At 73.3% G+C, this 26715-nt stretch carries 17 protein-coding genes; 7 read left to right on the forward strand and 10 right to left on the reverse strand.

Going from position 1 to position 26715, the window contains the following annotated elements; translation table 11 throughout:
• Window positions 1-648 precede the first annotated feature (648 nt).
• Both A3IG_RS0119760 and ptsP read left to right on the forward strand, forming a co-directional pair.
• A complete protein-coding gene (locus A3IG_RS0119760) occupies window positions 649-1098 on the forward strand; it encodes a PTS sugar transporter subunit IIA (RefSeq protein ID WP_026220447.1) in 450 nt (149 codons plus the stop codon).
• A gap of 114 nt (window positions 1099-1212) precedes the next feature.
• Window positions 1213-2883, forward strand: coding sequence for a phosphoenolpyruvate--protein phosphotransferase (gene ptsP / locus A3IG_RS0119765; protein ID WP_018385322.1), 1671 nt, complete (start codon window positions 1213-1215; stop codon window positions 2881-2883).
• A gap of 60 nt (window positions 2884-2943) precedes the next feature.
• Here ptsP and A3IG_RS30545 read toward each other — a convergent pair whose 3' ends face one another.
• Together A3IG_RS30545 and A3IG_RS0119775 are read right to left on the reverse strand one after the other, a co-directional pair.
• Window positions 2944-3897, reverse strand: a complete 954-nt coding sequence (locus A3IG_RS30545) for a hypothetical protein (RefSeq protein WP_018385323.1) — start codon at window positions 3895-3897, stop codon at window positions 2944-2946.
• A 106-nt stretch (window positions 3898-4003) separates the two neighbouring features.
• Window positions 4004-6016: an acetoacetate--CoA ligase gene (locus tag A3IG_RS0119775; RefSeq protein ID WP_018385324.1), complete on the reverse strand. Its 2013-nt coding sequence runs from the start codon at window positions 6014-6016 to the stop codon at window positions 4004-4006.
• A gap of 191 nt (window positions 6017-6207) precedes the next feature.
• Between A3IG_RS0119775 and A3IG_RS0119780 the strand changes: the two genes are divergently transcribed.
• The gene (locus A3IG_RS0119780) at window positions 6208-8532 is read left to right on the forward strand and encodes a glycoside hydrolase family 31 protein (RefSeq protein WP_018385325.1); all 2325 of its coding nucleotides are present in this window, start codon (window positions 6208-6210) and stop codon (window positions 8530-8532) included.
• Here A3IG_RS0119780 and A3IG_RS30550 read toward each other — a convergent pair.
• On the reverse strand, window positions 8485-9381 hold the full coding sequence (locus tag A3IG_RS30550; protein WP_018385326.1) for an enoyl-CoA hydratase/isomerase family protein: 897 nt from the start codon (window positions 9379-9381) through the stop codon (window positions 8485-8487). The two genes, A3IG_RS0119780 and A3IG_RS30550, sit on opposite strands and share 48 nt — an antisense overlap.
• Window positions 9382-9391: 10 nt before the next feature.
• Window positions 9392-9922 carry an NUDIX domain-containing protein gene (locus A3IG_RS0119790; RefSeq protein ID WP_026220449.1) on the reverse strand — a complete coding sequence of 177 codons (531 nt, stop codon included), beginning with the start codon at window positions 9920-9922 and terminating at the stop codon, window positions 9392-9394.
• A gap of 265 nt (window positions 9923-10187) precedes the next feature.
• Here A3IG_RS0119790 and A3IG_RS0119800 point away from each other — a divergent pair, with 265 nt between their 5' ends.
• Complete coding sequence (locus A3IG_RS0119800; protein ID WP_040911992.1) at window positions 10188-10553, forward strand: DUF962 domain-containing protein; 366 nt, start codon at window positions 10188-10190, stop codon at window positions 10551-10553.
• A 172-nt stretch (window positions 10554-10725) separates the two neighbouring features.
• Here the strand turns inward: A3IG_RS0119800 and A3IG_RS32035 are convergent, their stop codons facing one another.
• Window positions 10726-13944, reverse strand: coding sequence for an AfsR/SARP family transcriptional regulator (locus tag A3IG_RS32035; RefSeq protein WP_018385329.1), 3219 nt, complete (start codon window positions 13942-13944; stop codon window positions 10726-10728).
• Between the two features lie 590 nt (window positions 13945-14534).
• Here A3IG_RS32035 and A3IG_RS0119815 point away from each other — a divergent pair.
• Together A3IG_RS0119815 and glpK are read left to right on the forward strand one after the other, a co-directional pair.
• Window positions 14535-15248 (forward strand): MIP/aquaporin family protein, encoded by a 714-nt coding sequence (locus A3IG_RS0119815; protein ID WP_018385330.1) that lies wholly within the window; start codon window positions 14535-14537, stop codon window positions 15246-15248.
• 90 nt (window positions 15249-15338) lie between these two features.
• Entirely contained in the window at window positions 15339-16844 is a 1506-nt protein-coding gene (gene glpK, locus A3IG_RS0119820) for a glycerol kinase GlpK (RefSeq protein WP_018385331.1), read from the forward strand.
• Between the two features lie 161 nt (window positions 16845-17005).
• Here glpK and A3IG_RS0119825 read toward each other — a convergent pair whose 3' ends face one another.
• From A3IG_RS0119825 to A3IG_RS0119840, 4 genes are read right to left on the reverse strand one after another with little or no spacing between them, the layout of a single operon-like run.
• Window positions 17006-17623: a GTP-binding protein gene (locus A3IG_RS0119825; protein ID WP_018385332.1), complete on the reverse strand. Its 618-nt coding sequence runs from the start codon at window positions 17621-17623 to the stop codon at window positions 17006-17008.
• Window positions 17604-18020: a DUF742 domain-containing protein gene (locus A3IG_RS0119830; protein ID WP_018385333.1), complete on the reverse strand. Its 417-nt coding sequence runs from the start codon at window positions 18018-18020 to the stop codon at window positions 17604-17606. Before A3IG_RS0119830 ends, A3IG_RS0119825 begins: the two co-directional genes overlap by 20 nt.
• Before the next feature lie 9 nt (window positions 18021-18029).
• A complete protein-coding gene (locus tag A3IG_RS0119835) occupies window positions 18030-18446 on the reverse strand; it encodes a roadblock/LC7 domain-containing protein (RefSeq protein ID WP_018385334.1) in 417 nt (138 codons plus the stop codon).
• Window positions 18443-21049: a sensor histidine kinase gene (locus A3IG_RS0119840; RefSeq protein ID WP_026220450.1), complete on the reverse strand. Its 2607-nt coding sequence runs from the start codon at window positions 21047-21049 to the stop codon at window positions 18443-18445. The genes A3IG_RS0119835 and A3IG_RS0119840 overlap by 4 nt, the downstream gene beginning before the upstream one ends.
• A 531-nt stretch (window positions 21050-21580) precedes the next feature.
• Between A3IG_RS0119840 and A3IG_RS30560 the strand changes: the two genes are divergently transcribed.
• Window positions 21581-22018 (forward strand): hypothetical protein, encoded by a 438-nt coding sequence (locus A3IG_RS30560; RefSeq protein WP_157862290.1) that lies wholly within the window; start codon window positions 21581-21583, stop codon window positions 22016-22018.
• Here the strand turns inward: A3IG_RS30560 and A3IG_RS0119850 are convergent.
• Window positions 22015-26661, reverse strand: a complete 4647-nt coding sequence (locus A3IG_RS0119850) for a hypothetical protein (protein WP_018385337.1) — start codon at window positions 26659-26661, stop codon at window positions 22015-22017. The genes A3IG_RS30560 and A3IG_RS0119850 overlap by 4 nt on opposite strands.
• Window positions 26662-26715: the final 54 nt, after the last annotated feature.

Below are 26715 nucleotides of genomic sequence, written 5' to 3' on the forward strand. Positions count from 1 at the left end.
GTGAATGCTTCACCCCTACACACCCAACCCACCACACATCGGCGGCAGGCCAGGCCTCGGAGGTCACATACGCGGCAGAGCGGCGGTCCGTCACCGGGAAAAATCGGCGACCACCACCAGCGTCCCTGCATATGTTGTTTCAAAGAAACCACCCGACAGGCAGCCCCAGCCCACACCACGCGGGCCAGAACCCACCCATCCGGGGGTATCAACTAATCTGGCGTTGATTTTTGGTACGCTGTTGAGTTCTCAAGGAACGAACGCTTGATGCTTTTTCTTTCTCCGCCTTCCGGCTTGGCCACTACCTTAGCGCATTCTCCGGACCGGTCCGAATCGCTCTTCCGCTTGTTGACGCGGTGTTGAACCGAGCGATCCGATTCGGCGTGTGAAGGACACACCTGTCCGCAGCGACCTGCCTCAGCGGAGGTTGAACCGTACATCGGTCGGTCCGCGAGTGGCAAATCGATCCTGCGGAGGGCCAGTTGGCGTCCGAGTCACTGTTCGGACCGCCTTTGTGATCACCGCAGGTGAGGACCGGCGGAGGCAGCCGGAATCCTATGTTCTGATGATTTAGGCTGCTGGGCAGTACCGCCGCCCAGTGACACCGTTGGACCGGCGCCTCTGTACTGCACCTTGGGAGGCTTCCCCATGACGACTGTGACGTCGCCGATGGCCGGTCGGGCGATCGGACTGTCCGCGGTACCTGATCCCGTGTTCGCCGGAGCGATGGTCGGCCCGGGGACGGCCGTCGATCCGGTCAGGGGGCCCGCCGAGGCAGTGGCACCGGTGGACGGTGTCGTGGTCTCCCTGCACCCGCACGCGTTCGTGGTGGTGGACCCGGACGGGCACGGCGTGCTGGTCCATCTGGGGATAGACACCGTGCAGCTCAATGGTGTGGGCTTCGAGACCCTGGTGAACAAGGGCGACACCGTCACCCGCGGCCGACCTGTGGTGCGGTGGAACCCTGCGGCCGTGGAGGCGGCCGGCAAGTCGCCGATCTGCCCGGTGGTGGCCCTGGAGGCGACCCGCGAGTCGCTGTCCGAGGTCGCGGAGGACGGCGCCGTCACCGTGGGGACCCTGCTGTTCTCCTGGCGCTGACCACAGCTCCGCGGCTGGTCGGGGCGCCCACCGGTCGGTGCTCCGACGTGGCTTGACCGAACAACGACGAACCCGCGGCGGCACCGCCGCCGCATCGACGGGAGACGAGTGAGCATGGAGACCACGCTGCGCGGCGTAGGCGTCAGTCACGGGGTCGCCATCGGGCAGGTGCGGCACATGGGAACCGCGGTCCTGGAACCGCCGGCCCGGCAGATCCCCGAGCGTGACGCGCCCCGCGAACAGAACCGCGCCCAGCAGGCGGTGGAGGCGGTGGCGGCCGACCTGGTGGCCCGGGGCAACCTCGCCGGTGGCGAGGCCCAGGCGGTGCTCGAGGCACAGGCCATGATGGCCCAGGACCCGGAGCTGATGGCGGACGTGGAGCGCAGGATCGCCGTCGGCAGCTCCGCGGAGCGGGCCATCTACGACGCGTTCGCCGCCTACCGCGCGCTGCTGGCCGCAGCCGGTGACTACCTGGCCGGTCGGGTGGCCGACCTGGACGACGTCCGCAACCGCATCGTTGCCAGGTTGTTGGGCGTGCCGCTGCCCGGTGTGCCGGACAGCGACGAGCCGTACGTGCTGATCGCGCGGGATCTGGCTCCGGCGGACACGGCGCTGCTCGACCCCGGGTTGGTGCTCGGGTTCGTCACGGAGGAGGGCGGTCCCACCAGCCACAGCGCCATCCTGGCGCGGGCGATGGGCGTGCCCGCGGTGGTGGCGCTGCCCGGGGCCGCCGACCTGCCCACGGGTGTGGTGGTGGCCGTGGACGGCAGCACCGGCGAGGTCGTCGTGGAGCCCAGCGAGGAGAAGCGGGCCGCCCTGGAACGGGCGGCGCGCGAACGGAGCGCCGTGCTGGCCGCCGCCTCGGGGCCCGGGGCCACCTCGGACGGTTATCTGGTGCCGCTGCTGGCCAACATCGGCGGGCCCGCCGACGTCTCCGCCGCGGTGGAGGCCGGCGCCGAAGGGGTCGGCCTGTTCCGCACGGAGTTCCTCTACCTGGACGATTCCAAGCGGGCCCCCTCCGAGGAGCGGCAGGTGGAGGCGTACCGGCAGGTGCTCGAGGCGTTCCCCCAGGGCCGGGTGGTGGTGCGGGTCCTGGACGCGGGCGCGGACAAGCCCCTGGAGTTCCTCAACCACGGCGACGAGCCCAACCCGGCGCTCGGGGTGCGGGGCCTCCGCCTGCTGCTGGACCACCCGGAGGTGCTGAGGACCCAGCTCCGGGCCCTGGCCAGGGCCGTTGAGGGGCTTCCGGTGCACCTCGAGGTGATGGCGCCGATGGTCGCCGACCGAGCGGACGCCAGGGCGTTCGCCGTGGCCTGCCGGGAAGCCGGGCTCCAGGCGAAGTTCGGGGCGATGGTCGAGGTCCCCTCGGCGGCGCTGCGCGCGCGGGCGCTGCTGAAGGAGGTCGAGTTCCTGTCCTTGGGCACCAATGACCTGGCGCAGTACACGTTCGCCGCGGACCGGCAGGNGGGGTCTCTGTCCCGGCTCCAGGACCCGTGGCAGCCGGCGCTGCTCGACCTGGTCGCGGCGTCGGCGGAGGCGGCGCGGGAACTGGGCAGGGCCTGCGGGGTGTGCGGTGAGGCGGCGGCGGACCCGGCACTGGCCTGTGTGCTGACCGGGCTCGGGGTGACCAGTCTCTCCATGGCGGCCCAGGCGATCCCGTTCGTACGGGCGACGCTGGCCACGCACACCCTGGCCCAGTGCCAACGCGCGGCGGCCGCGGCCCGGGCGCAGGACAGCGCGGCACAGGCGCGGACCGCTGCCATGGCGGTGCTGTCCGGGGAGTAGACGCAGGGGCGGTGCCGGGCACCGGCACCGCGGAAGCGGTCGCGGAGGGGCCCGGGGACGTCATGGCGCGTCCCCGCTGCCGTCCGGCCCGTGCCCGGACGGGGGGAGGTCGAGGGGGAACCCCGCCTCGTAGTCGACGCCGTGCTCCGGGGCGATGGGCTCGCCGGTGCGGTGGTCGGTGCAGTAGGCGTCGAACACCTCGCCCGCGGTGAGGGGGCGCAGCGCGCCGTCGCGCACGGCCCAGCCGCGGACGGTGTCCCGGCCTTCGGGCTCGGGGCGGGTGCGCAGGACCACTCCGCCTCCGCCCCCGCTGAGGAGGCCGGCGGCGAGGACGGCGCAGAACAGCGCGGCGTCGTCCTCGGGCAGCTCCCGGGGGCCGGGGGTGGAGCGGACGTGGACCGCGGCGAGCAACGGCGTGCCGTGCACGGTGGCGCTGCACACCAGGTGGTGCTCCCCCGGGCCGGCACGCTCCACCAGGGCGGTCAGCTTCCCGTGCATCTGCTGGTAGGCGACCGCGCCGGAACCGTGGGCGTCAACGACGGCGCGGGCGGCGGCGTGGACCCTTCTGCGTTCGGCGCCGTGGAGCGCGGAGTGGACCAGGTCGTCCAGCGGCTCCCCGCCGTAGGGCACCGCGGCGCCGGGCCCGGCGGCGTCCGCCGCGTAGCGGGCGCGGGTGACCGGGGTGTCGGGGTCCAGGCCGTGCCGGGCGCAGAAGGCAGTGAACTCGGCGGGGTCGAAGACGGCGACCCGCACGTGGAGGCCCCGGGAGCGCAGGGCGCGCAGCAGCTCCTCGACGTGGCGGAGGTAGGTGCGGTAGTCGGAGAAGCCGAAGCTGGCGTACTGGCGCATGGCGCAGAAGTCCTCGGGCCCGACGAGCACGGCCACGGTGCACGGGACGTCCCGGCGGAGCGCTGCCCGGGCGGAGCGGCCCCGGCCGCCGGCGGCTCGGGAGCGCCGGGGCCCCGGCGGCCGGGGTGACGGGCTCGGCTGCTCGGGCTGGTACCTGGTGGCCATGGCTTTCCCCCTTGGCTCGGCGTGTGACACGACAGGAGTCGATGCTCACTCACCGTAACCGGGGAGTCTGACAACCGGCACCGGGGCGTTCGCCGCCCCGGGCGGCTCAGCGGTCGGGGTTCGTCGCGGCGCGTTCCCGAGCGAGCCGGGCGAAGAACTCCAGGAGCGTCACGTCGTCCACCGAGCCGGGGTTGACGGCCTTGTCCAGGGCGGCGCCCTGGAGCAGCTTCTTCACCGGGACCTCGATGCGCTTGCCGGTGAGGGTGTGGGGCACCCCGGGCACCTCGATGATCTCGTCGGGGACGTGTCGGGGGGAGACCTGGTCGCGGATGGTCCGCTTGATCTCGTCGCGCAGGGCGTCGTCGAGGCGGCTGCCGTCGGCGAGGTGGACGAACAGCGGCATCCAGTAGCCGCCGTCGGGTTGTTCGACGCCGATCACCAGTGACTCGCGCACCTGGGGCAGGCGCTCCACGGCCTCGTAGATGTCGGCGGAGCCCATCCGCACGCCCGCCCGGTTCAGGGTGGAGTCGGACCGGCCGTGCACGATGACGGTTCCGCGGGAGGTGAGGGTGATCCAGTCGCCGTGCCGCCACACCCCTGGGTACGTGGCGAAGTAGCTCTCCCGGTAGCGCTGGTCGTCGGGGTCGTTCCAGAACCGGACGGGCATCGACGGCATGGGGCCGGTGACGACGAGTTCGCCGACCTCGTCGACGACGGGTGCCCCGGTGGCGTCCCAGGACTGCACGTCGCTGCCCAGGCAGGGGGCCTGGAGTTCGCCGAGGTACACCGGCAGGGTGGGCACTCCCCCGGCGAAGCAGCTACACACGTCGGTGCCGCCGCTGACCGAGGCGAGCCAGATGTCGGACCCCACTTCCTGGTACACCCAGGAGAAGCCGTCGGGCGGCAGCGGCGATCCGGTGGTGGCGACGCACCTGACCCGGCGCAGGTCCAGGTCGCGGCCGGGGTGCAGATCGGCCTTGCGGCAGGCCACGACGTAGGCCGCGGAGGTGCCGAAGACGGTGACACCGGTCTGTTCCGCGATCCGCCACTGGGCGTCCCGCTCCGGGTATCCGGGGCTGCCGTCGTATAGGACGACGGTGGCGCCGGCGAGGAGGCCGCCGACGAGGAAGTTCCACATCATCCAGCCGGTGGAGGTGTACCAGAAGAACCGGTCGTCGGGGCCGAGGTCGAAGTGGAGCGCGGTCTGCTTGAGGTGCTCGAGGAGGATGCCGCCCTGGGACTGGACGATGGCCTTGGGCAGACCGGTGGTGCCCGAGGAGTACAGCACCCACAGGGGGTGGTCGAACGGGACCTGTTCGACGTGCAGTTCGTGGTCCCCGGAGATGGCCTGGTCCCAGTCCACGGCGCCGTCCGGGGTGGGGGTGCCGAGCAGGGGCACGTGTACCACGGCGCGCAGGGTGGGGAGTTCGCGGCGGAGTTCGGCGACGGTGTCGGTGCGGTCGTGGGTCTTGCCGCCGTAGGTGTAGCCGTCCACGGTGAACAGGACCACGGGTTCGACCTGCTGGAACCGGTCGAGCACGCTGCGGGCGCCGAAGTCGGGGGCGCAGGAGGTCCACACTCCGCCCACCGCGGCGGTGGCGAGCAGGGCGACGACGGCGTGCGGGATGTTCGGCAGGTAGCCGCTGACCCGGTCGCCGGGGCGGACCCCGAGGTCGCGGAGCAGGGCGGCGACGGCCGCGACCTGGCGGCGCAGCTCGGCCCAGCTCGTCTGCTGCGGCTGGCGCCGCTCGTCCAGGTGGATCAGGGCGGTTTCCGCGGGGTGTTCGGTGGCCCGGCGCAGGGCGTGCTCGGCGTAGTTGAGGGTGGCGCCGGGGAACCAGCGGGCGCCTGGCATGGCAGCGTCGGCCAGGACCGACTGGTGGGGGCTGGTGAAGCGGACGTCGAACCACTCGGCGACGGCCTGCCAGAACTGGTCGGGTTCACGCACGGACCAGGCGTGCAGGGCGCGGTAGGACGCCAGGGGGTCGCCTTCGGTGGCGGTGGGGGCTCCGTGCCGCTGCGCCGCCCAGGACTGGAACCGGGTGATGTTGGCGGCTTCCACGCGTTCCGGCCGCGGCTGCCACAGCGGCTCGGTCTCGTCCTGTTCGGTGCTGCTCATCTGCGGCTCCCGGGTGTTCCCTCGACGTCGGGTGGCGGCGCCGGGTGGCGGCGCGTTGTTTGCCCTGCCCCCGCCCGGTGCGCGGGTGTGCGCCGGGCGGCTGGCAGGGACGATGCCATGTGATCCTCCCTGGTGCCAAGGGGACCTCTGACCGGGGGCCGCGATCCCGGTGGGTGAGCAGGTGGGAGGGTATGGGCATGGTGGTGCGTGGCCGGATGCGGTCCCTGGAGTCTCCCGGTGCCGGGCATCGGCTGCGTTCGCTGCGGGACGCCTTCGTGCGCCGCCGGTTGGACGCCCGCTACCTGCCGGCAGGAGGCAGGGAACGGGCGAGGGCGCCGGGTCAGGTGCGGAGCGCGGAGCCGTTGCCGGGCGGCGGGGTGTTCCGGTTCGCACGGGCCGTGTTGCGGGTGCGGGTCGCGGTCGGCGGCGCGGTGTTCTGCGGTTGGGACGGGGCGGCGGCTGAGCCGTCCCACGCCCTGGTGGACGGCTGCCCGGCGGCGGACACCCGGGCGTCGCTCGAGCCGGACACCGACGGTGGTTGGCGGGTGGTGTCCGAGCGGGCGCTCGTGGTGGTCAGCACGCGGGGAACGGTGGAGTTCCGCACCCCGGGCGGGGCGCTGTTGCGGCGGGACCTGCCGCCACGGTGGTGGGACGCGCCGGAGGCCGTCGGGGGCGGGCGGTGGACGCAGCGTTCCGAGTTGGCCGCGGACGCCGACGTGTTCGGCCTGGGGTGCCGGGCGGCGGGGCCGCGGCTCCCGGAGGGCGAGTACCGGCTGTGGAACACCGCGCCGGGTGTGGTCGGCCCGGGGGACGATCCGCTGTCGCTGACCATGCCGGTGCAGGTGGTCGCGGCCGGGGCGGGGTGTCACCTGGTGTTCCACGACAACACCTGGGACGGGTGGGTCCGGTTGCGGGACGGGGCGGAGGGCGCCGGTTCCGGGCACGACCGGCCCGCGGGGTGCGAGCTGCGGATGGACGGGGGGCCGCTGCGGTACTGGGTGCTCCTCGGGCCGCCGGCCCGGTTGTTGCAGGGGTGGACGACGTTGACCGGGCGGCCGGCCCTGCCGCCGCGCTGGGCGCTCGGGCACCAGCACGCGCGGTGGGGTCCGCCGGCCGCCGGCGGGGTGCGGGAGGTGGTGGCCGGTCATCTGGGGCGCGGACTGCCGCTGTCCGCGGTGCACCTGGACACCGACCACCCGGGGGGACGCCGGGGGCGGTCGTTCCCCGACCTGCCGGGGTTGGTCGAGGAGTTGCGGGCCGCGGGCGTGCGGCTGGTGTCGGTGACGCGTCCCGCGGTGCGGGCCGAGCCGGGGGACGCGGAGTACGACAGCGGCACGGCCGCGGACGTGTTCTGCCGGGACCCGCGGGGTCGGGTGCTGCGGACCACGACACGGGCGGGCACGTCGGTGTTCCCCGACTTCACCTCCGCGGCGGCCCGGCAGTGGTGGGGCGAGCTCCTGGAGCTCCACGGGTGCGCCGGGGTGTGGCACGTCGGGGACGAGCCGGCGGTGTCCGCGGCGTTCGGGGAGCGGACCCTGCCGCGGTCCACGCGGCACTGCGGGGACGGCGCGGGGGGCGACCACCGGTCGGCGCACAACGTGTACGGGCTGCTGATGGCGCGGGCGGCGCACGAGGCCCTGGAGCGGTCGTGCCCGGACCGGCGCCCGTGGGTGGTGGCGCGGTCGGGCTGGGCCGGGATGCAGCGGTACGCGGGCTGTGGGGTCGGGGAGGTGACGGCGCAGTGGGCCGGACTCCGGGTCGCGTTGGCGCTCGTCCTGGGCCTGGGGCTGTGCGGCGTCCCCTACTCGGGCGCCGATGTGGGGGCGGGTGCCTCCGGTCGGCCGTCGCCGGAGCTGTACCTGCGGTGGCTCCAGCTCGGGTCGTTCCTGCCGTTGTTCCGGACCCGCGGGTCGGCCGTGGGGTGGCCGGAGCCCTGGGAGTTCGGGCCCGAGGTGCTGGAGCGGGCGCGGGCGGTGTTCGCCGAACGTGAGCGGCTGCTGCCGTACCTGTACACGCTGGCCCACGAGGCGCGGCGCACCGGGGCGCCGTACGTGCGTCCGGTGTGGTGGCACGAGCCGGGTCTTGCCCCGCTGCGCGGTGTCGGTGACGCGTTCTTATTGGGGGACGCGCTGCTGGTGGCGCCGGTGATGGAGCCGGGGGTGGAACACCGCCGGGTTCGGCTGCCCAGTGGGCGCTGGTACGACCGGGCCACCGGGCGGGCGTACACCGGGCCGGGTGTGGTCGAGCTTCCGGCGCCACTGGAGCGGGTGCCGGTGTTGGTGCGCGCGGGCGCCGTGGTGCCGGTCGCCACGGCGGACGGGATGGAGTTGGAGGTGTGGGCGCCGGAGTCGGGCGACCTGGGCGGCGGCTCGCTGGTGGTGGATGCCGGGGACGGGTGGTCCGGGTCCGTGGTGGAGGAGTACCTGGTGCGTCGGGTCGACGGGCGGGTCGTGGTGGAGCGGGCCGGTTCAGCCGTCGTCGGCCGCCGGGTGCGCGTGCGCGGGGACGACGGGTGAGGGCCCGTCCCAGGTGAACCGGGGGGCGCGGCGTTCCGCGAACGCCGCGATGGCCTCGGGGACATCGGCGCAGGAACGAGACTCCCGTTCCCAGGCCAGGGACCGCGCCGGGTCCGGGCCTGGGGCGTCGATGAGGTCCTTGGCCGCGCGGACGGTGAGCTGGGAACGGCCCGCGACGGTCCTGGCGAACGCGTAGGCACGGCGCGGCGCCTGGTCCTGGTCCCAGACCTGGTCGACGAGGCCGATCCGCAGCGCGTGGGCGGCGTCGACGAGCTCGGCCGAGTACAGCAGGTACTTGGCCGCGGCGGGTCCGACCCGACGGACCAGGCGGTGGGTGGACTCGGCGTCGTAGACGATGCCGAAGCGGGCCGGGGTGATCCCGAACCGGGCTGTGGGGTCGGCGAAGCACAGGTCGCAGGCGACGGCGAGCTGGCACCCACCGCCCACGCAGACGCCGCTGACCAGGGCGATGGTGGGTTTGGGGAACGTGGCCAGGGCCCGTTCCGCGGCGGCGTTGGCGGCGTGGAAGGCGTCGGCGGAGCCCGGGGTGGCGTAGTGCCGCCTCAGGTCGTGCAGGTCCGCGCCGGCGGAGAACACGCCGCCGGTGCCGGTGAGCACCAGCACCGCGGTGTTCGGGTCCCGGGCCAGGCGGTCGAGGATGCCGGGCAGCGCGGCCCACATCCGGGCGGTGAGGGCACCCAGGGCCTGCGGCCGGTCGATGCGCAGGGTGGCCACCTGGTCGGCGACGTCGACCCGCAGGCCCTCGGGGAGTTGGTCCTCGTCGGGGCCCGTGGCGGGACGGCTCCGCGGAGGCTCGTCGGTCGGGTGCGGGGGCGCGGTGTCGGTCATCGTGGGCGGCTCACCGGTACAGCCCGTCGAACCAGCACCTGGCGGCCCTGGTGTGCAGGGGGAACGCCAGCTCGTCGGGGGCGGGCAGGAACTCCCAGCCGCCGGTCTCCTCGGTGGGGCTGGACGGCGGCAGGTCGGCGAGGTCCCGTTGTTCGAGCACCCCGAAGACCAGGAGTTCGCCGTGGCCGGTGCTGATCACGTCGGCCAGGCGGACCTCGGTGGCGTCGGCTTCGATGCCGGTCTCCTCGGTGAGTTCCCGCGCCACGGCCTGCTGCCAGGTCTCGCCGACCTCCATGTACCCGCCGGGCAGGGCGAGTCGGCCGCGGCGGGGCTCGATCCTCCGGCGGATGACGACCAGGCCGGGCGGGTCGTCGCGCAGGCGCGCCGGCAACAGGGCGACGGCGACCGGCAGCGGGTTGCGGTAGGTGGTGGCGCCGCACTCGGCGCAGTCACGGGGCCAGCCCAGGTCAGGCGGGAACGCGGTGCCGCAGGAGGAACAGTGGGAGTTCCTGGTGCGCACGGCAGGGTCAGTCGCGGACACGCTCGGACTGTATCCGCTGCGGGTGACGGCCCGGGGGGCGGCCCCGCCGGGGCCGGCGGTCCCCCGTCGGGAGGGGCCCGCGGGGGTCGCCGGCCCGGTGACCGGGTGACCGGCGCGGCGGGGCCACCCCCGTGGGTCCCGCCGCACCGGACAACTGTGGGGAGGCGTGCCGGGCCGTGGGCCGTTCCACCGGTCGGCGACGACCGGGGCGAAGTGGCGCTCCACGACCTGGCCTTGGGGCCTCACCTCGAACTACCGTGTGGGCATGGTGACGCCGAGCACACAGACGCACACAACGTTCGAGGAGTTCTGGCCGTACTACGTCGCGATGCACTCCAAGGCGGCCACCCGGTGGGTGCACCTCCTGGGGACGCTGACCGGGCTCGCGGTGACCGGGTACGGTCTGGCGCGCCGCCGCCGCAGGTTGCTCGCGGGGCTTCCGGTGATCGGTTACGGGACGGCCTGGCCCGCGCACTTCCTGATCGAGAAGAACAACCCGGCGACGTTCGGGCACCCCCTGTGGTCGCTGCGCGGCGACGTCAAGATGATCAGGACGATGCTCGCCGGGCGTGATCGCGAGCTCGCCGAGACCGCCGAGAAGTGGCTGGCCGAACACCGGGACGCGGCCTGATCGCAGCGCGGGACGCGGGGGCCTCGGTCCCCGTCCCGTCGTCTGTGGCAGCCTGCCGCGCATAGCGTCCCCGTGTGGTCTCGCGTCTCGCCACACGACTATGCCGAAGGGCGCTGACCGAAACCTGGACGAAACCTGGACGCGGCCGGTGGCCGTGGTGGCCGCTGACGGGTCAGCGGGGGTGCTCCACGGGGAGTCGGCCGGCGGCGCGCAGGCGCGCCCCGACCTCGTCGGCCTCGGGCATGCCCAGGTCGCGGTAGAGGTCCAGGGCTCGTTCCCAGTGCCGCAGGGCCACCTCCCGCCGGCCCCGGGAGTCCTCGATCTCGGCGATGGCGGCGTGTGCCCGGGCCTGGTGGGCGGAGCGGTGGATCTGGGTGGCCCGGGCCAGCGCGGTCCTGTGGTGGACCAGTGCCTGTTCGAGTTCGCCGCAGGCGCGCAGGGCCCGGCCGACGCCGTCCAGCGCCGGGATCTCCAGGTCGTGGTCCCCCGCCTCGCGGGTGAACGACAGCACCTGGCGGTGGGTCCGCAGCGCCGCCTCCGGTTGGCCCTGCATCCGTGTCACGTGGGCGAGTTCGTTCAGGGCGCGGTGGGTCCCCCAGGGGTTGTCCAGTTCCCTGAAGACCGTCAGGGCTTGTTCCAGGTGCTGCCTGGCTTCGTCGAGGTGACCGAGGCCGGCCTCGATCCGGGCCAGGTCCTTGAGCACCGCGGCCCGGTCAGGCGCGTTGTCGTACTGGCGCACGAGGTCCAGTGCCGTACGCAGGTGCGCCAGCGCCTCCCTGCGCTGCCCCAGCCAGTGCCCGGCGATGCCCACGGCACACAGCGTGGCCACCTCCTGGCTGCGGTCCCCGGTCCTGCGGACCAGGACCAGGGACCGGCTCAACGAGGCCAACGCCTCACCGAAGCGGGCCAACCGGACCTGCACGAGACCGAGTTCGAACAGGGCGCGGCTCTCCCCCGCCAGGTCCTCGTTGCACCGGGCCGCCAGCAGGGCCTGCCGGTGCAGGGTCAGCGCCTCGGAGTTCAGCGAGCGGGCCTGGAGGTAACGCCCGAGAATGGTGGACAGGTGGCTGACGTGGTGCTGGTGGCCGAGGCGGACGCCGAGGTCGGCGGCGGCCAGGAGGTTGCAGCGTTCGGCGTCCAGCACGGCCAGGGCCTCGGAGAGCCCGGCCATCGGGGGGCAGCCGGACCGCGGGGGCGCGATGCGTGGCCTGCGGTGACGACCGTGCGGGGCCATCACGTCCATCGCCACGGAGGCGGTGTGCACGTAGTGGTCGAGGAGCCGCCCCAGGGCCGCGTGCCGCTCGGCCGGTGACTCCTCCCGCTGGGCGGTCTCGGCCGCGTGCCGGCGCAGCAGGTCGTGGAAGTGGAAACGGCCGGGCTGGGAGGAGCGCAGCAGGTGGGCGTCGACCAGGGCCTCGAGTAGCCGACCTGTCTCCGCGCGGCCCGTCTCGAGCAGGGCCGCGGCGGCCCAGACATCGATGTCCGGCCCCGGGTGCAGGCCGAGCAGCCGGAACAGCCGGCGCTGCGGTCCGGTGAGCTGGCGGTAGGAGAGCTGGAAGGCCGCGGCCACCCCGCGGTCGCCCGCCTCGAGTTCGGCCAGGCGCTGCTCCTGGTCCCCGAGTCGCTCACACAGGTGAGCGAGGGTCCAGGCGGGCCGTGACCGCATCCGGTTGGCCACGATCCGCAGGGCCAGGGGCAGCCGGCCGCAGAGCCGGGCGACCTCCTCCAGCAGCTCCGGGCTCTCCCCCACCAGCCGTTCCTGGCCCAACACGGTGGTGAGCAGCGCGACGGCGTCGGACATCGGCAACACGTCCATGGACAGCGGCCTGGCGTCGTCCAGGCCGGTCAGCCGGTTGCGGCTGGTGATCAGCACCAGGCAGCCGGGGGCGCCGGGCAGGAGCGGGCGGACCTGGTCCTCGGTGGCGGCGTTGTCCAGCACCAGGAGCGCCCGTCGGTTCGCCAGGAGGCTGCGGAACAGCGCGGACCGCTCGGCCACGCCGTGCGGGACGTGCTCGCCCGGCACCCCCAGGCCGCGCAGCAGCGTGTTGAGGGCGTCGGCGGGATCGACCGGCGCCATGCCCTCGGCGAAGCCGTGCAGGTCGATGAAGAGCTGCCCGTCCGGGAAGTGCGGGGCGAGCCGGTGCCCGGCTCGCAGCGCCAGGGAGGACTTGCCGACGCCGGCCATGCCGTCGATGGCGTGGATGACCACCGCGGTGGGGCCCTCGATGTCCCGGTACCGCAGCAACTGGGCGAGCTCGGGGCCGCGGCCGGTGAAGGAGGCCAGGTCCGCGGGGAGTTGGGCTGGCGGGGGGAGGACCGTGGCCGCCTCGGGGTCGGGTGTGGCCTGTTCGGGGCCCCGCGTCGTGGCCCCGTCGCGCTCCGGACCCACCGGCCCTGCCCCGGCGGGAGCGGAACGGGTGGGAGCGGAACGGGTGGGGCCCGAGGCCGTCCCCCGCGCGTCGGCGGGTGCGGAACGGAGAGCGGGGCCACGCCCGTCGGCACGCGACGGCCGTACGGGGTCGGTGGGGCTCGTGGGAGCCGTGGCGACCGGAGTCGTCCGTGGCCGTCCGGCACCGGTGGTCGTCGCCGTCGCTCCGGCGCCCCGGGGTGGTGTGGGGCCGGGCGGGAGGGAGGCCGGGGCGTCCACCTGGCCGCGCAGGATGGCCAGTTCCAGCTCCCGGAGGTCCGGGCCGGGGTCGATGCCCAGGTCGTCCGCGAGCCGCTGGCGCAGGCGCTGGTAGGCATGGAGGGCGTGCGCGGTGCGGCCGGCCCGGTGCAGGGCCAGCATCAACTGGCCCACCAGCCGTTCCCGCAGCGGGTGGGCGGCGACCAGCTCGGTCAGCTCCGCGACCAGCCCGGCGTGCTCCCCGATCGCCAGGGCGGTGTCGAACCTGTCCTCGAGCGCGGCGAGCCGGAGTTCTTGGAGCCTGGCCGTGGTGGCGGTCACCGTGGGCGTGGGGGGAACGTCGGCCAGCGGCTGTCCGCGCCAGAGCCGTTCGGCCCGGCCGAGCAGGGTGACGCAGTGCTCCGGGTGGCCGGCCTGCTGCGCCAACCTGGCCTGGGCGAGCAGCCGCTGGTACCGGTGCAGGTCGAGTTCCTCGTCGGAGACGTCGAGCAGGTAGCCGGGGCGGCGGGTGACGAGCCGTCGGGCGGTGTCGGGACCCGCGGGCCGCAGCGCCCGGCGCAGCCGCGAGACGTAGCCGTACACCAGGGCCCGGGCGTCCGGCGGGGGTTGTTGGGGCCAGAGCTCGTCCACGAACTGGTCCACGGCGACCAGGCGCCCGGGGGTGGCCAACAGGATGGCCAGCACCGCCCGGGTCCGGGGAGCGCCGAGGGGCAGCGGGCAGCCCTCGTGCCGCACCTCGAGCGGTCCGAGTACGCAGAACTCCACTGCCGCCAGCCCCTCTTGCCGTTTCCCCCCGCGGATGTCGGGCCCAGCGGGAACACGGGTGGATGCCGTGCGTCTCGGGTCCTGCGGACCCCGGGTCCCTGGCACGCATGATAGGGACCGGGAACAGACGGTCGAAGCACGCCGGCGCGGTTCCCACGGGATCGCGCCGATCGGGGCAACGTCCCCACGCGGTGGGCCCGGTGGTCAGGGGACGAGGTCGGCGTCGCTCGCCGGGCACCCGGGCAGGCTGGAGGACCTCCCGGAACTGGACATGGTCATGATGTCCGGTCAAGTCCTGGTCAAGCCGGATCTCGGCCTGGTGACGAACTGGGAAACGCACCGAACCGACGGGTAACTGGACCTGTTGATCTCCTTGACGCCCCCTGCCCGCACGGGAAAACTTCCGTTGTCAGTCGGCGTGATCGCGTATCGATCCCGGGCAGAGGCCTGTCCGCGTCCGGGCACGGCCGACCTTTGCCGGATACCCGAGCGGTGCCGGACGGGGGGCATCGGTCTGTGCCCGCGGTCGGCTTCGTGACCCTATGAGGGGGTGGGTCCTCGGCTTTCGGCCCTGACACGAGGAGCTGCCAGTGTTTTCCAACGGCGACGTATTCATAGGCGAACTGATCGGCACCGCGGTGCTGATCCTCATGGGCTCGGGCGTGTGCGCCGCGGTCACCCTCAAGCACTCCAAGGCGAGGGCGAGCGGCTGGATCGTCATCACCTTCGGTTGGGGTTTCGCGGTGCTGGCCGGCGCCTACATAGCGGGTCCGCTGTCCGGTGGACACCTCAACCCCGCCGTCACCTTCGCCCTCGCCATCGACTCGGGCGACTGGGACCAGGTCCACCTCTACGTCCTGGGCCAGATGCTGGGTGCGATGACCGGCGCCACCCTGGCGTGGCTCACCTACTACGGGCAGTTCGAGAAGAACGAGGAGCCCACGCTGGGCATCTTCTCCACCGGCCCGGAGATCCGGAACACCTGGCAGAACCTGGTGACGGAGACCATCGCCACCATGGTGCTGATCCTGGGCGTGCTGTCGTTCGGCATGACCAAGGGGCTCGGTGAGAGCGGCAGCCTGACCCTGATCGTGGCGCTGCTCGTCGTCGGTATCGGCCTGTCCCTCGGCGGGCCGACGGGCTACGCCATCAACCCGGCGCGTGACCTCGGGCCGCGGATCATGCACGCGGTGCTGCCGATCCCGAACAAGGGCACGTCGGACTGGGGCTACTCCTGGATTCCCGTCGCGGGACCGCTCGCCGGTGCGGCGCTCGCCGCGCTACTGTTCCGGGCGGCCTTCTGACCCTCGGGCGCGCCCGACCCGCCTCCCACTCGTGACCCAGCTTCCGCACATCGACCCGGCGTCCTCCCACCACACCCGCGAGGCACCTCCATGACCGAATCGTTCATCGCCGCCATCGACCAGGGAACGACCTCAAGCCGCTGCATCATCTTCGCCGCGGACAGCCGCATCGTCGCGGTGGACCAGCGCGAGCACGAGCAGATCTTCCCCAAGCCCGGCTGGGTGGAGCACGACGCCACCGAGATATGGAACAAGACCCAGGAAGTGGTCGCCGGGGCGCTGGCCAAGGCCGGGATCAGCCGGGACCAGCTCAAGGCGATCGGCATCACCAACCAGCGCGAGACCACGGTGCTGTGGGAGCGGGCCACGGGCAGGCCCGTGCACAACGCCATCGTCTGGCAGGACACCCGCACCGACCGGCTCTGCACCGAGCTGGGCGGGGACATCGGCCAGGACAGGTTCCGCGCCACCACCGGTCTGCCCCTGGCCAGCTACTTCTCCGGCCCCAAGGCCGCCTGGCTGCTGGACAACGTCCCGGGGCTGCGCCGCCGGGCGGAGAACGGGGAGATCGCGTTCGGCACCATCGACTCCTGGCTGATCTGGAACCTCACCGGCGGCGTCGACGGCGGCGTCCACGTCACCGACGTGACCAACGCGGGCCGGACGATGCTGATGGACCTGTCCACCCTCCAGTGGGACCCGGCCATCCTCGAGGCCATGAACATCCCCGAGGCCGTGCTGCCGGAGATCCGTTCCTCGGCCGAGGTCTACGGCACCGCCACCGGTCAGCTCGCCGGGGTGCCGGTGGCCTCCGCCCTCGGCGACCAGCAGGCGGCCGTCTTCGGGCAGACCTGCTTCGACGTGGGCGAGGCGAAGAACACCTACGGCACCGGCAGCTTCCTGCTGCTGAACACCGGTCACCGGCCGGTGCAGTCCAAGAGCGGACTGCTGACCACCATGGGGTACCGCATCGGCCAGGAGAAGCCGGTGTACTGCCTGGAGGGGTCGATCGCGATCACCGGTGCCCTGGTGCAGTGGTTCCGCGACCAACTGGGCATCATCAACACCGCCGCCGAGATCGAGACGCTGGCGGCCAGCGTGGACGACAACGGGGGCGCGTACATCGTCCCGGCGTTCTCCGGGCTCTTCGCCCCGTACTGGCGCGGGGACGCCCGCGGCGTGGTGACCGGTCTGACCCGGTACGTCACCAAGGGCCACCTGGCGCGGGCGGTGCTGGAGGCCACCTCCTGGCAGACCCGGGAGGTGGTGGACGCCATGTACCAGGACTCCGGGGTGCGCATCACCTCACTGAAGGTGGACGGCGGGATGACCTCCAACAACCTGCTGATGCAGCACCAGGCGGACGTCCTGGACGTGCCGGTGATCCGGCCGATCGTCGCCGAGACGACCTGCCTGGGGGCGGCCTACGCGGCCGGCCTCGCCGTCGGGTTCTGGCCGGACCTGGACGCGCTGCGGGCGAACTGGAAGCGCGCGGCCGAGTGGACCCCGCGGATGGCTCCGGAGGTCCGTGACCGGGAGTACCGCAACTGGCGCAAGGCGGTGGAGCGGAGCTTCGACTGGGTCGAGAGCGAGTGATCCCACCCGACTCGGCCCGCGCCCCCCGCCGGGCTCGCCGCTGACTGTCCGTCGGGAACCGTTGTGCACGCCGAACGGCCCGTTCCCCTCACTGACGAGGGGAACGGGCCGTTCGGCGTGGCGTGTGCGCCCCGGCGACGGAACCGGCCGGGCGCGCCCGGCTAGGGGGCGCTGGGCTCCGGGGTCCTGCGGCGCACCGAGGCCTCCAGGGCGTGCTCGACCACGGAGATCAGCACCTCCTTGGTCGACTCCCGGTCACGGGCGTCGCAGAGCACCACCGGCACGCTGTCACTCAGGTCGAGCGCGTCCCGTACCGCCTGCGGCGGGAACGTGCGGGCGCCCTCGAAGCAGTTGACACCGACGGCGAACGGGATGCCGCGCCGCTCGAAGTAGTCCACCGCGGCGAAGCAGTCCTCGAGCCGCCGGGTGTCGGCGAGCACCACGGCACCGAGCGCGCCGGTGGCCAGCTCGTCCCACAGGAACCAGAAGCGGTCCTGGCCCGGCGTGCCGAAGAGGTAGAGCACCAGGCCCTCGCGGAGGGTGATCCGGCCGAAGTCCATGGCCACCGTGGTGGTCTTCTTCTGTTCCACGCCGGTGGTGTCGTCGACGGGCCTGCCGGCGGCGCTCAGCGCCTCCTCGGTCCGCAGCGGCCTGATCTCGCTGACCGCGCCGACCAACGTGGTCTTGCCCACTCCGAACCCGCCAGCGATCAGGATCTTGAGTGCTACCAGATCCTGTTCCGAGTTGGCGGGCCCTGTCTCAGAGCGCCCGAAGTCCATTGATCACCTCGCGCAGGATCCTTTCGTCCGGAAGTTGGGCCGGTGGCACCGGCCGGCGGACGCGGACCAGTTCCGCGTCCAGCAGGTCGCCGAGCAGCACTCGGACCACACCGACCGGCAGATTGGTGTCCGCCGCGAGCTCCGCGACCGACATCGGCTCCACCATGCACAACTCGATGATGTGCTGATGCTCGGGGGCGAGCGCCAGTTCGCTGCTCCCCTCCAGGTCGCCGTTGACCGCTCGGGGCTCAATGACGACCAGGGCGATCAGGTCGAGCTTGTCCTCGGCCGCGCTTCGGGTGCGACCACGAGTCATCGCGTAGGGCCGGACGACCGGCCCCGCCTCGTCGTCGTACCACTGGCCCCCGTTGGCTCCTCGATCCCCGTGTGCAGGCATCAGCCTGGCTCACCCACCCATCGGAATGCCGTCGCGCGGTGCCGTTGACAGATGGATGCCAACCCGCTTGACGAGCAGTGTCATTTCGTATGCGATTTGCCCGACGTCGGCCTCCGCGTCGGCGAGCACGGCCAGGCAGCTACCGTCGCCGGCCGCGGTGACGAAGAGGAAGGCGCCGTCGAGTTCGACCAGGGTCTGTCGTACGGCCCCGGCCCGGAAGTGCCGGCCGACGCCCTTCGCAAGGCTGTGGAAACCTGAGGCGACGGCCGCCAGGTGCTCGGAGTCCTCCCGGGTCAGGCCCCGCGAGGCTCCGGTGGCCAGACCGTCGCTGGAGAGCACCAGCGCCTTGCGGATGTACGCCACGCGCGAGACGAGGTCGTCGAGGAGCCAGTTCAGCTCTCCCGCCTGGTTCGTCGGTGCGGTCATCGACCGTCCCTTTCTGTGCTGGTTCCTGGTGCTTGCCGGGCCTGACGCCCGGCACCGCCATCGCCAGAACCGCCGTCGAGGTCGCCGTCGAGGGTGCGGCCGCGCTGGAAGCCGCGCTGGAACGACGCCATCCTGGACCGTACTTCATCGGCCGAACGCTCACGCACCGGAGCGTCGTCCGTGGTCTCGGCGTCGGGCTGCTGGACCCTGAGCTGCGGGGCGATGCTGGCCTGGCGGACCCGCTTGGGCAGACTGTAACCGCTCTCCTCCTGACCTGCTCCCGCGGTGCCACGGCTGCCGGCCCGACGCTTCCCGGTCCCCGGCGTGCCGCCGGACTCACCGCTCGGCGCGGCGTGGCGCCCGGCGGACCGACCGGCGTCGTGCTCTCCCGCGGGCACCGGACGGGGCAGCCGCTCCACGGGACGACCGCGGTCGGCGACCAGGACGGGAGAACGGCGGCGTGGGAGGCGCGGAACGTTGCCGTCCCCCGCGCCGACCGAGTCGGGGGCCTGGTCGTGCTGGTCCGCCTCGTGGTCGGCGGGCAGGTCGTCGCCCGGCAGGTCGCTCACGGGGCTCACGCCCCACTCGCGGAAGGCCTCCTCGCTCTTGGCACGCTCCCCCACGGGCCTCTCCTCGTTGTCATCCTCGCCCCGCTCGGAGTCCGCGGTGTCCATGGCCGGCTGTTCCGCCGTTGCGCTGTTCTGGTCGTCGGTGAGCAGGGTGCTGGGAACGAGGACCACGGCGGAGGTGCCGCCGTAGGGCGAGGGACGCAACGAGACGCGCACGCCCAACCGCCGGGCGAGCCGGCTGACCACGAACAGGCCGAGCCGGTCGGTGTCGGACAGCTCGAACTCCGGGGTCTCGGCGAGACGCTGGTTGGCCTCGAGCAGCGCGTCCGGGGTCATGCCGAGTCCACGGTCGTCGATCTCCAGCACGAAACCGTTGGCGACGCGCTCTCCGTGCACCTGGACCTGGGTGTGCGGTGGGGAGAACACGGTGGCGTTCTCGACCAGTTCCGCGATGAGGTGGGTGATGTCGGCCACGGCGGAGCCGACGACCGCCACCCGTGGGATGCGGCGCACCTCGACCCGCTCGTAGTCCTCCACCTCGGAGACCGCGGCGCGGATGACGTTGATGAGTTGGACCGGGTTGCGCCAGGCCCGGGAGGGGGCGGAACCGGAGAGGATGACCAGACCCTCGGCGTGACGACGCATACGGGTGGTCAGGTGGTCCAGGCGGAACAGGTCGGCGAGCTCCTCGGCGTCCTCGGTCCGCCGTTCCATGGCGTCCAGCAGGGTGAGCTGCCGGTGCACCAGGACCTGGCTGCGGCGGGCCAGGTTGACGAAGATCTCGGAGACGCCCTGGCGCAGCTCGGCCTGCTTGACCGCGGCCTCGACCGCGGCGCGCTGCACGTCGTTGAACGCCTGGCCGACCTGGTTGATCTCGTCGTCGCTGTCCCGGAACTCCATGTCGGGCGCCTCACTGCGCACGTCCACCGACTCGCCGGAGGCGAGGCGGCGCATCACGCGTGGCAGGCGGGTGCCGGACAGCTCGAGCGCGGCCTTGCGCAGTCGCGTCAGGTCGCGGACGAGGGCACGGGCGATGCGGACGGAGATGATGATGGAGGCGATCACCGCGAGCAGGCCGAGGATGCCGACGACCGCGGCGTAGACGTTGACCCGGGTCTCGTACGGCTCGGCGCGGTCGGCGTAACTCGAGGCCCGTTCGTGGGCCATCTGGGCGAGCACCTTGTTGCTGGCGATGATGTTGGCGCGCCACTCATCGGGCTTCACGACAGTCGCGGCGCCCTCGGCCCCCGCGTTGAGGATCTTCTCCTCCATGCGGAAGCGCTCCATGGGGATCTTCCCCTTGGCGAGCCTGAGGTGCTCCTCGCGGCTCTCCGCGGGCAGGTCCTTGACCCCGAGGGTGAACAGCACGCGCTGTTCGGAGATGGCGGCGGACAGGGCCCGGTACTCGCCCTGCGACATGTCACCTGACGCCAGTGCGGCGGAGACCAGGGAGTCCTCTCGGGTGACGGCTTCCCAGGCGCGCACCAGGGTGACCATCGAGCCGAAGTGCTTGGACAGGTCGTTGTTGTTGATGGCTCCGAGGTCGGCGAAGAGCGAGTAGCCGGGGTCAACCAGGGCGGTGTAGCCCTTGAACGCCCCGAAGCGGTCGACCGAACCGGAGTTGATCTTCTCGCGCAGCTCCTCGACCTTGTTGAGCTCCTTCAGCAGAACGTCCAGACCCCTGTTCTGCCGGTCATTGAGAATGTCCCGCTTGTCACCGTCCCTGGCGGAGTTCCGCAGCTTCTCGATCTCACCGTCGGTGCGAGCCTGGCTGGCCTGGAGCTCCTTCAGGGAACGGGCGTCCTCGCGCTGGGAGAGGTAGAGCATGGCCTGCCGCCGTTCGTCCTGGATGGCCAACATGGTGGCTTCCATGGGACGGCCGAATGCGGCCTGGACATCGTCGATGTCCCTCAGGTCCATCACGTCCTGAACAGCGTCCACCGCGGTGAACGCCCACAGGCTGACCAGGGACACCAGTGGCACAAGAAGCAGTACCACGATTTTTCGGCGGATCGATCTCCCGCGAGAGCGCATCTTATGCGTACACCTTTGAGGCTGGGAGGCAGTCACTAAACGGCGCGAGCTTACTACCGGCAGGTGACTGCTCCGAAGTCGTGAACGATGCGTTCTCGCACGTCAACTAGGGCGCAACATAACTACTTGTCCTAGGGTTTCCGGACATCCCGCCCAGTCGCGACCCAGTGTCAACCTAGATTGTGGCTTGACTCCAGCGACACTGCCGCCACTTCTCCAGCCATGACGCCAAAAACCAGGAGGAATCTGATAGAAAGGGATATAGCACTCCCACCATCCGTCACATCGCCCTCCCTATCAGCCCCCTTCCTGCTTCACCAGGGGTTTTCTGGTCGGCAGCGGGGGTTCCGGGCACTCGAGCACGACCCGGGAACGTTCCGGACGTTCCGCGCGCGCTCTCCAGGCCCCTCCCGGAGTCGGTCCGGAGAGGGTGTGGCCAGCGGCTCGGTGTCCGGATCAGCACGCCCGCGTGGGAGCTCCCGACGAGAACGGGGCAGGATGAGCTACGTGGCTGCGGATGGTGGGGGATTCATGGCTGCACAACGTCACCATGAGCTCATTGAACACGCCTTCGCCGCACACGAGCGCAGGAGCCGTTCGCTGTGGGTGGAGGAGCCGGTCGGCCGGCGGCGGATGCCCGACCCGGTGCGACGGTCGGCGGTGCGGGCGGTGATCATCATCGCCCTGACGATCATCCAGGTGAACATCGCGGTGCTGGGCGCCCTGGCCGCCGCCTGGATCGCCGCCCCGATGACCCTGTCGGCGGTGGTCAGCACGATCATCGCCACATGGGCGGTGCTCGACGTCTGGGTCACCCGTCAGGTCCACGTCCAGCGACACGGGGTGATCTCGGAACCGAGCAGCGTGGCCCGCGCACCCCGGGGACAGCGCGCGCAGGCTCGGCCGGGTCGCCCCGCCGACCCGCAGTCCCCCGGCTCGCCCTCCCCGCCCCGGCTGCGCGGCGCCTAGGCACCGGTCGGCTCCTGGGACCTCCGGAAGACCCGGGTGGCGGTGACCTCCCCGTGGACCGCGCCGCCGTCCGGGGTCGGCAGCCCGGGGCGCAGGTGCTCCTCCACGGAGATGTACTTCAGCCCGGCCCGCAGGTCGGCGTCGTTGCGCAGCCTGATGACCAGGGGGAATTCGGCCAACGCGGTGGTGTCGAACAGGCCCGTGGTGTACAGCAACTGGACACCGAGGGCGTCCGCGAAGGACCGTTGGAGTTCCAGCAGGTAGGCGGCGTTCGCCCGGCCGATGGGATTGTCCAGGAACAGGGTGCCGGCGTGCCGGTGCCGGTCCCGTCCCCGGTCGTTGCTGCGCAGCGCCGCCATGGTGCAGTACAGGGCGATGGCGGCGGTGAGCAACTGGCCACCGGAGAAGACGTCGCCCATCTGGCCCACCGGCACCCGCTCGGCCCGCAGCACCGCGTCCGGCTTGAGGATCTCCACGGTGACGCCCTCGGGCTGCAGCGCCGCGTGCACGCCCTGCTGGAGCAGGGTGAGACCGTCCCGCCGGCCCCACTCGGCCTGGCGGGAGGCGCCGTTCTTCCGCACGGACGCCCGGGTGGCCTCGTCGATCACCTCGCCGAGGCGCTCGGTGAGCGTGGCCGGGTCGGGCTCGGCGAAGCGGATCCGCAGGAACTCCTGCCCTGACCACTCCCCCAGGCCCTCCGGCAGACGGGACAGCCGCTGCGCCGAGTGCAACGTGTCCAGGGCCGCCTCGACCAGCCCGCGCAACCGGTCCACGATGCTGTCCCGGTTGCGCAGCAGTTGCTCCAGTTCGTCGCTGAGCACCCGCAGCCGGGGGGCGAACGCGGCGGCCCAGGCCGGGGCGTGCTCGGGCAGCGAGGCGGCGGGCAGCTCCCGGATCTGCTGGCGGGCGGGCGTGCGCACCATCTCGAACCGGGCCGCGTTGGCGTGCCGGACCAGGACGTCGCACGACTCCCGGACGGCGTCCTGGGCAGCGGCCAGGTCGGCGGCGCAGCCCCGCAGGGAGCGGCGCGACTCGGCGGCCGCGGTGCGGGCCCGCTCCAGGTCGTCGGGGTACGCCGTGGGTTCCTCCGCTCCCTCCTCGCCCTGTGTGGTCGCGGCCGGCAGCAGGTCCCGCAGCAGCGCGGCGACGTCGTCGAAGCCGGAGGCCCGTTCCTGGGCGGTGCGGTGGGCGCGCACCAGGGCGGCGTGGTCGGCGTGTGCCGACTCCCACGCCTCGGTGTCGGCCGCCAACCGCCCGTTCGCGGTGCGCAGCAGGGCCTGGGCGTGCTCGGCGTCCCGGGGCCGCAGGTCCTCGGGCAGCTCGGTGTGCGCGTCACCGTCGGCCGGGGCGTGGCGCTCCGCCTCCCCGCGCAGCCGGCCGAGGTGTTCGCTGGCCGCGGCCGCCCGCCCCTCCAGGGTGTGCACCAGCGCCTCCACCCGGGCCGCCGCGGCCTGTCGGGACGGGGCCTCGGCGCCGTCCGGGCCCTGGAGCAACGCGGCGGCGCGGGTGCGCACCTTGTTGGTGAGCCGGTCCAGGTCGGCCCGGGCCGCGCTCTCCTCGCCCTCCGCCCTGGCCTGTTCCGCGCGCAGGTCGGCCCCGACCCCCACCTTCTCGTACACCTGGGACGCGGAACGGTACGCCTCGCGGAGCGCGGCCAGGGGGGCGCTCGGTGGTTCCGTGGTGGGTTCCTCCGGCGCCCCGGCGATCTCGGCGCGCTCGGCACGCAGGGTGCGCGCGGTGCGCCGGGAGTCGTCGGCGGCGCGCTGGGCGGCCCGGCGGTCCTCGTCCGCGGCGCGCGCGAGGGCCAGGCACTCCAGGGCCCGGGCGTCGGCCGCCGCCCCGTCCTCGGCCAGCTCCGCCAACCGCCTGGTCGCCGCGGGGCGCTCCCGCAGTCGGCGGGCGAGCCCGGCCAGGGCGTCGGCGGCGCGGGAAGCCTGCTGCGCCTCCTGCTGGCGCTGGTCGCGCAGCAGTACCGCACGCGCGGCCTGCCGTTCCGCGTCGTCCGCGGTGGCCCGGGCCTCGGCGAGCCGGGCGCGCGCCTCGTCGTTCCTCGCGCGGGCGGCGGTCACCGCGTCGGCGAGGGCGGCCAGGTGGCCCGGCGGGCAGGCGGCGCGCCACGAGGCGAGCCGCCCGGCCAACGCCCGGTCGGCGGCGAGTCGGGCGGTCAGCGCCCGGATCTGTTCGTCGTGGTCCGTCACCCGGGCGCGCAGGACCCGCCGCTCGTCGTCCGCAGCGTGCTCGTCGTGCATCGCGGGGTTCGGCGGCACCAGGAAGACCTGCGGGTCGGTGGCGCCACCGGGCGGCGGCGGGGCGAGCAGGGCCGCGGGCGTGCCCACCGCCACGGCCGACCGCGGCAGCAGCGCGGCCGAGGCGAGCAGCTCGCGGGCCCGCTGGTAGGCGGTGGGGTCGGTGACCACGACACCGTCCACCAGCTCGGGCCTGGCCCCGAGCACCGTGGCGTGGTCCGCCGGGTCCACGGTCTGGGCCAGGAAACGCCAGCCAGGCAGGGCCGGGATGCCGTGCTCACCGAGGAGTTCCACGGTGGCCAGCACGTCGGGCCCGGGCGGCAGCAACCCGCCGTCGCCCAGCGCGGCCAGGATTCGGTTGTCGTCCGCCGCCGCCGTGCGCAGGTCGAACAACCGGCGCTCGGCCCCGGCGACGACCCCGTCGAGGAGTTCCTGGAGCCCGTCGGCGTTGGCGTCGAGCAGCGCGGGGGTCAGACCACCGAGCCGGCCTCCGCCCGTGTCCCGGCCGGACGCCGGCGGTCCCGCGGCGGGCGCCGCGGTGGTGGCCGGTCCCGGGGAACCGTCGGGGTCCGGCGCCGGTGCGCCGAGGAGTTCGGCGAGCCGCTGGTCCTCGGCGAGGCCCTGGGCAGCCCGCGCCGCGGTGGTGTGTGCGGTCTCCGCCGCGGCCAGCGCGTCGGCCGCGCGCGCCGCGGCCAGGTCGGCGCGGGCCACCTCGGCGAGGGCCTCGGCCCTCGCGGCGAGCGCCGCGTCGGCTTCCTGACGGGTCCGGGCCCAGGCCTCCTCCGAGGCACGGCCGGTCTCCGCGGCGGCCAACGCGGCGCGCACCCGGTCCTCGTCGGAAGCGGACTCCTCCAGCCAGCCGGCGCGCACCGCCTCCGCGGTCTCCCGCTCCACCTCGGCGAGGCGCTGGCGCAGGTGGTCGGCCTCGCTGCGGGCCCGTTGGGACTCGGTGGCCGCGGTGGTGGCGTCCCGGTGCGCGGTCTCCGACTCGCCCTGCAGCGCCTCGGCCCGCGCCTCCTGCTCGTCCGCCGCGGCGTCGGCGGCGTCGGCCGCCGTGTCCAGGGCGCGCACCAGCTCCCCGGCCGCCTGCGCCCGGGCGGCGAGGGCCGGCGCCGCGTCCCGCTCCGCCTCCCGGATGGCCGCGGCGACCCGGGCGGAGCGGTCAGCGGCGGCCCGGTGCCGCAGCACCAGCTCGGCCGCCTGCCAGGCGGCCTGCGCGGTGCGGGCGTCGGCCAGTTCACGGCGCACCGCGGCGGCCCGCTTCTCCCCCGCGGCCAGCCCGAGGGTGGCGTGTCGGTGGGCGAGTTCAGCGGCGATCAGGGCGCTGCGTTCGCGCGCCGCCTCGGCCGTCGTCACCGCGTCGGCGGCGTGTGCCACCTGCTCGGCGAGGTCCGCGGCGTACCGGCGTTCCTGTCGGGCGCGCGCGGCGAGCTGCTGGGAGAGCCGGCGGGTGCGGCGCTCGGCCTCGGCGTGGATGCCGCGTGCCCGTCCCCTGGCTTCGGTGGCCTCCACCACGAGGTTGAGCAACCGCACCGAGCCGGCGGTGAAGTCCCGCTCCGCGGTCAGTTCGGCACGCCGGCCCAGCTTGTTGGCGAAGCCGTGCACCAGGTCGGCGAGTCCGTCGGTGTCGCGGGTGTCGGTGACCGCGCGGAGCAGCAGGTCCACGAAGTCCATGTCGTGGCGGACCGCGAACAGGCCGGCGGCCTCGCCCTCGTCGGCGTTCATCTCCCGTTGGTAGCGGAAGAGTTCGGGGTCGAGTCCGAGGGTGCCGAGGTGCTCGTTCCAGCGCTCGTGGATCTCCTCCCAGACGACCTCCAGGTGCGGGTACGTCCTGCCGGCCTCGGTGAGGACGTCCCGGAACCCCTTCATGGTGCGGCGGCGGCCCCGTGCCCCGGCCACACCGGGCTCGGCCACGGGCAGCGCGTCCAGGGACATGCCGGGGCCGGGCCGGAAGGAGTACCAGCTCTCGGCGAACCTGCGGGGGTCGGAGGAGACCTGCCGCCCGCGCCACTCGCTGACCTTGCCGACGACGACGAGTTCACCGGTGCGGGTGTGCTGCCACTCCAGGGCGACGTGCCCGCAGTCGTCGGCGAGCAGGAACTTGCGCAGCACCCCGGAGCTGGCCCCGCCGAGGGTGTTCCGGTGGCCGGGCAGCATCACCGAGAAGATCAGTTTGAGCAGCACCGACTTGCCGCCGCCGTTCTCCAGGAAGATCACACCGGCCGGCGCGGGCCGACGGGGCGGGCCCTGCGGCTCGTCGTCCTCGAAGATGTCGGTCTGCCGCGGGGCCGGGTTCGGCACGGGTCCACCGACCCCGCGGAGGTCCAGGACGGTGTCCGCGTAGCGGGCCCCGGCGGGACCGATGGAGTACAGACGGACCCGGGACAGCTCGTACATGGCGCTTTCTCGTGCTCGGGCCGGCCCTCCGCGGGGGCGGGCTGGCTGTGGACT

Source organism: Wenjunlia vitaminophila DSM 41686 (assembly GCF_000380165.1).
Classification (GTDB): domain Bacteria; phylum Actinomycetota; class Actinomycetes; order Streptomycetales; family Streptomycetaceae; genus Wenjunlia; species Wenjunlia vitaminophila.

Coding starts and splice junctions, on each gene's coding strand:
- A3IG_RS0119775 (WP_018385324.1), bottom strand. CDS start 6,016: ATGAGCAGCACCGAACAGGACGAGACCGAGCCGCTGTGGCAGCCGCGG.
- A3IG_RS0119780 (WP_018385325.1), top strand. CDS start 6,208: ATGGGCATGGTGGTGCGTGGCCGGATGCGGTCCCTGGAGTCTCCCGGT.
- A3IG_RS30550 (WP_018385326.1), bottom strand. CDS start 9,381: ATGACCGACACCGCGCCCCCGCACCCGACCGACGAGCCTCCGCGGAGC.
- A3IG_RS0119830 (WP_018385333.1), bottom strand. CDS start 18,020: ATGCCTGCACACGGGGATCGAGGAGCCAACGGGGGCCAGTGGTACGAC.
- A3IG_RS0119840 (WP_026220450.1), bottom strand. CDS start 21,049: ATGCGCTCTCGCGGGAGATCGATCCGCCGAAAAATCGTGGTACTGCTT.
- A3IG_RS0119760 (WP_026220447.1), top strand. CDS start 649: ATGACGACTGTGACGTCGCCGATGGCCGGTCGGGCGATCGGACTGTCC.
- A3IG_RS30545 (WP_018385323.1), bottom strand. CDS start 3,897: ATGGCCACCAGGTACCAGCCCGAGCAGCCGAGCCCGTCACCCCGGCCG.
- A3IG_RS30560 (WP_157862290.1), top strand. CDS start 21,581: ATGGCTGCACAACGTCACCATGAGCTCATTGAACACGCCTTCGCCGCA.
- glpK (WP_018385331.1), top strand. CDS start 15,339: ATGACCGAATCGTTCATCGCCGCCATCGACCAGGGAACGACCTCAAGC.
- A3IG_RS0119825 (WP_018385332.1), bottom strand. CDS start 17,623: ATGGACTTCGGGCGCTCTGAGACAGGGCCCGCCAACTCGGAACAGGAT.
- A3IG_RS0119850 (WP_018385337.1), bottom strand. CDS start 26,661: ATGTACGAGCTGTCCCGGGTCCGTCTGTACTCCATCGGTCCCGCCGGG.
- A3IG_RS0119800 (WP_040911992.1), top strand. CDS start 10,188: ATGGTGACGCCGAGCACACAGACGCACACAACGTTCGAGGAGTTCTGG.
- A3IG_RS0119835 (WP_018385334.1), bottom strand. CDS start 18,446: ATGACCGCACCGACGAACCAGGCGGGAGAGCTGAACTGGCTCCTCGAC.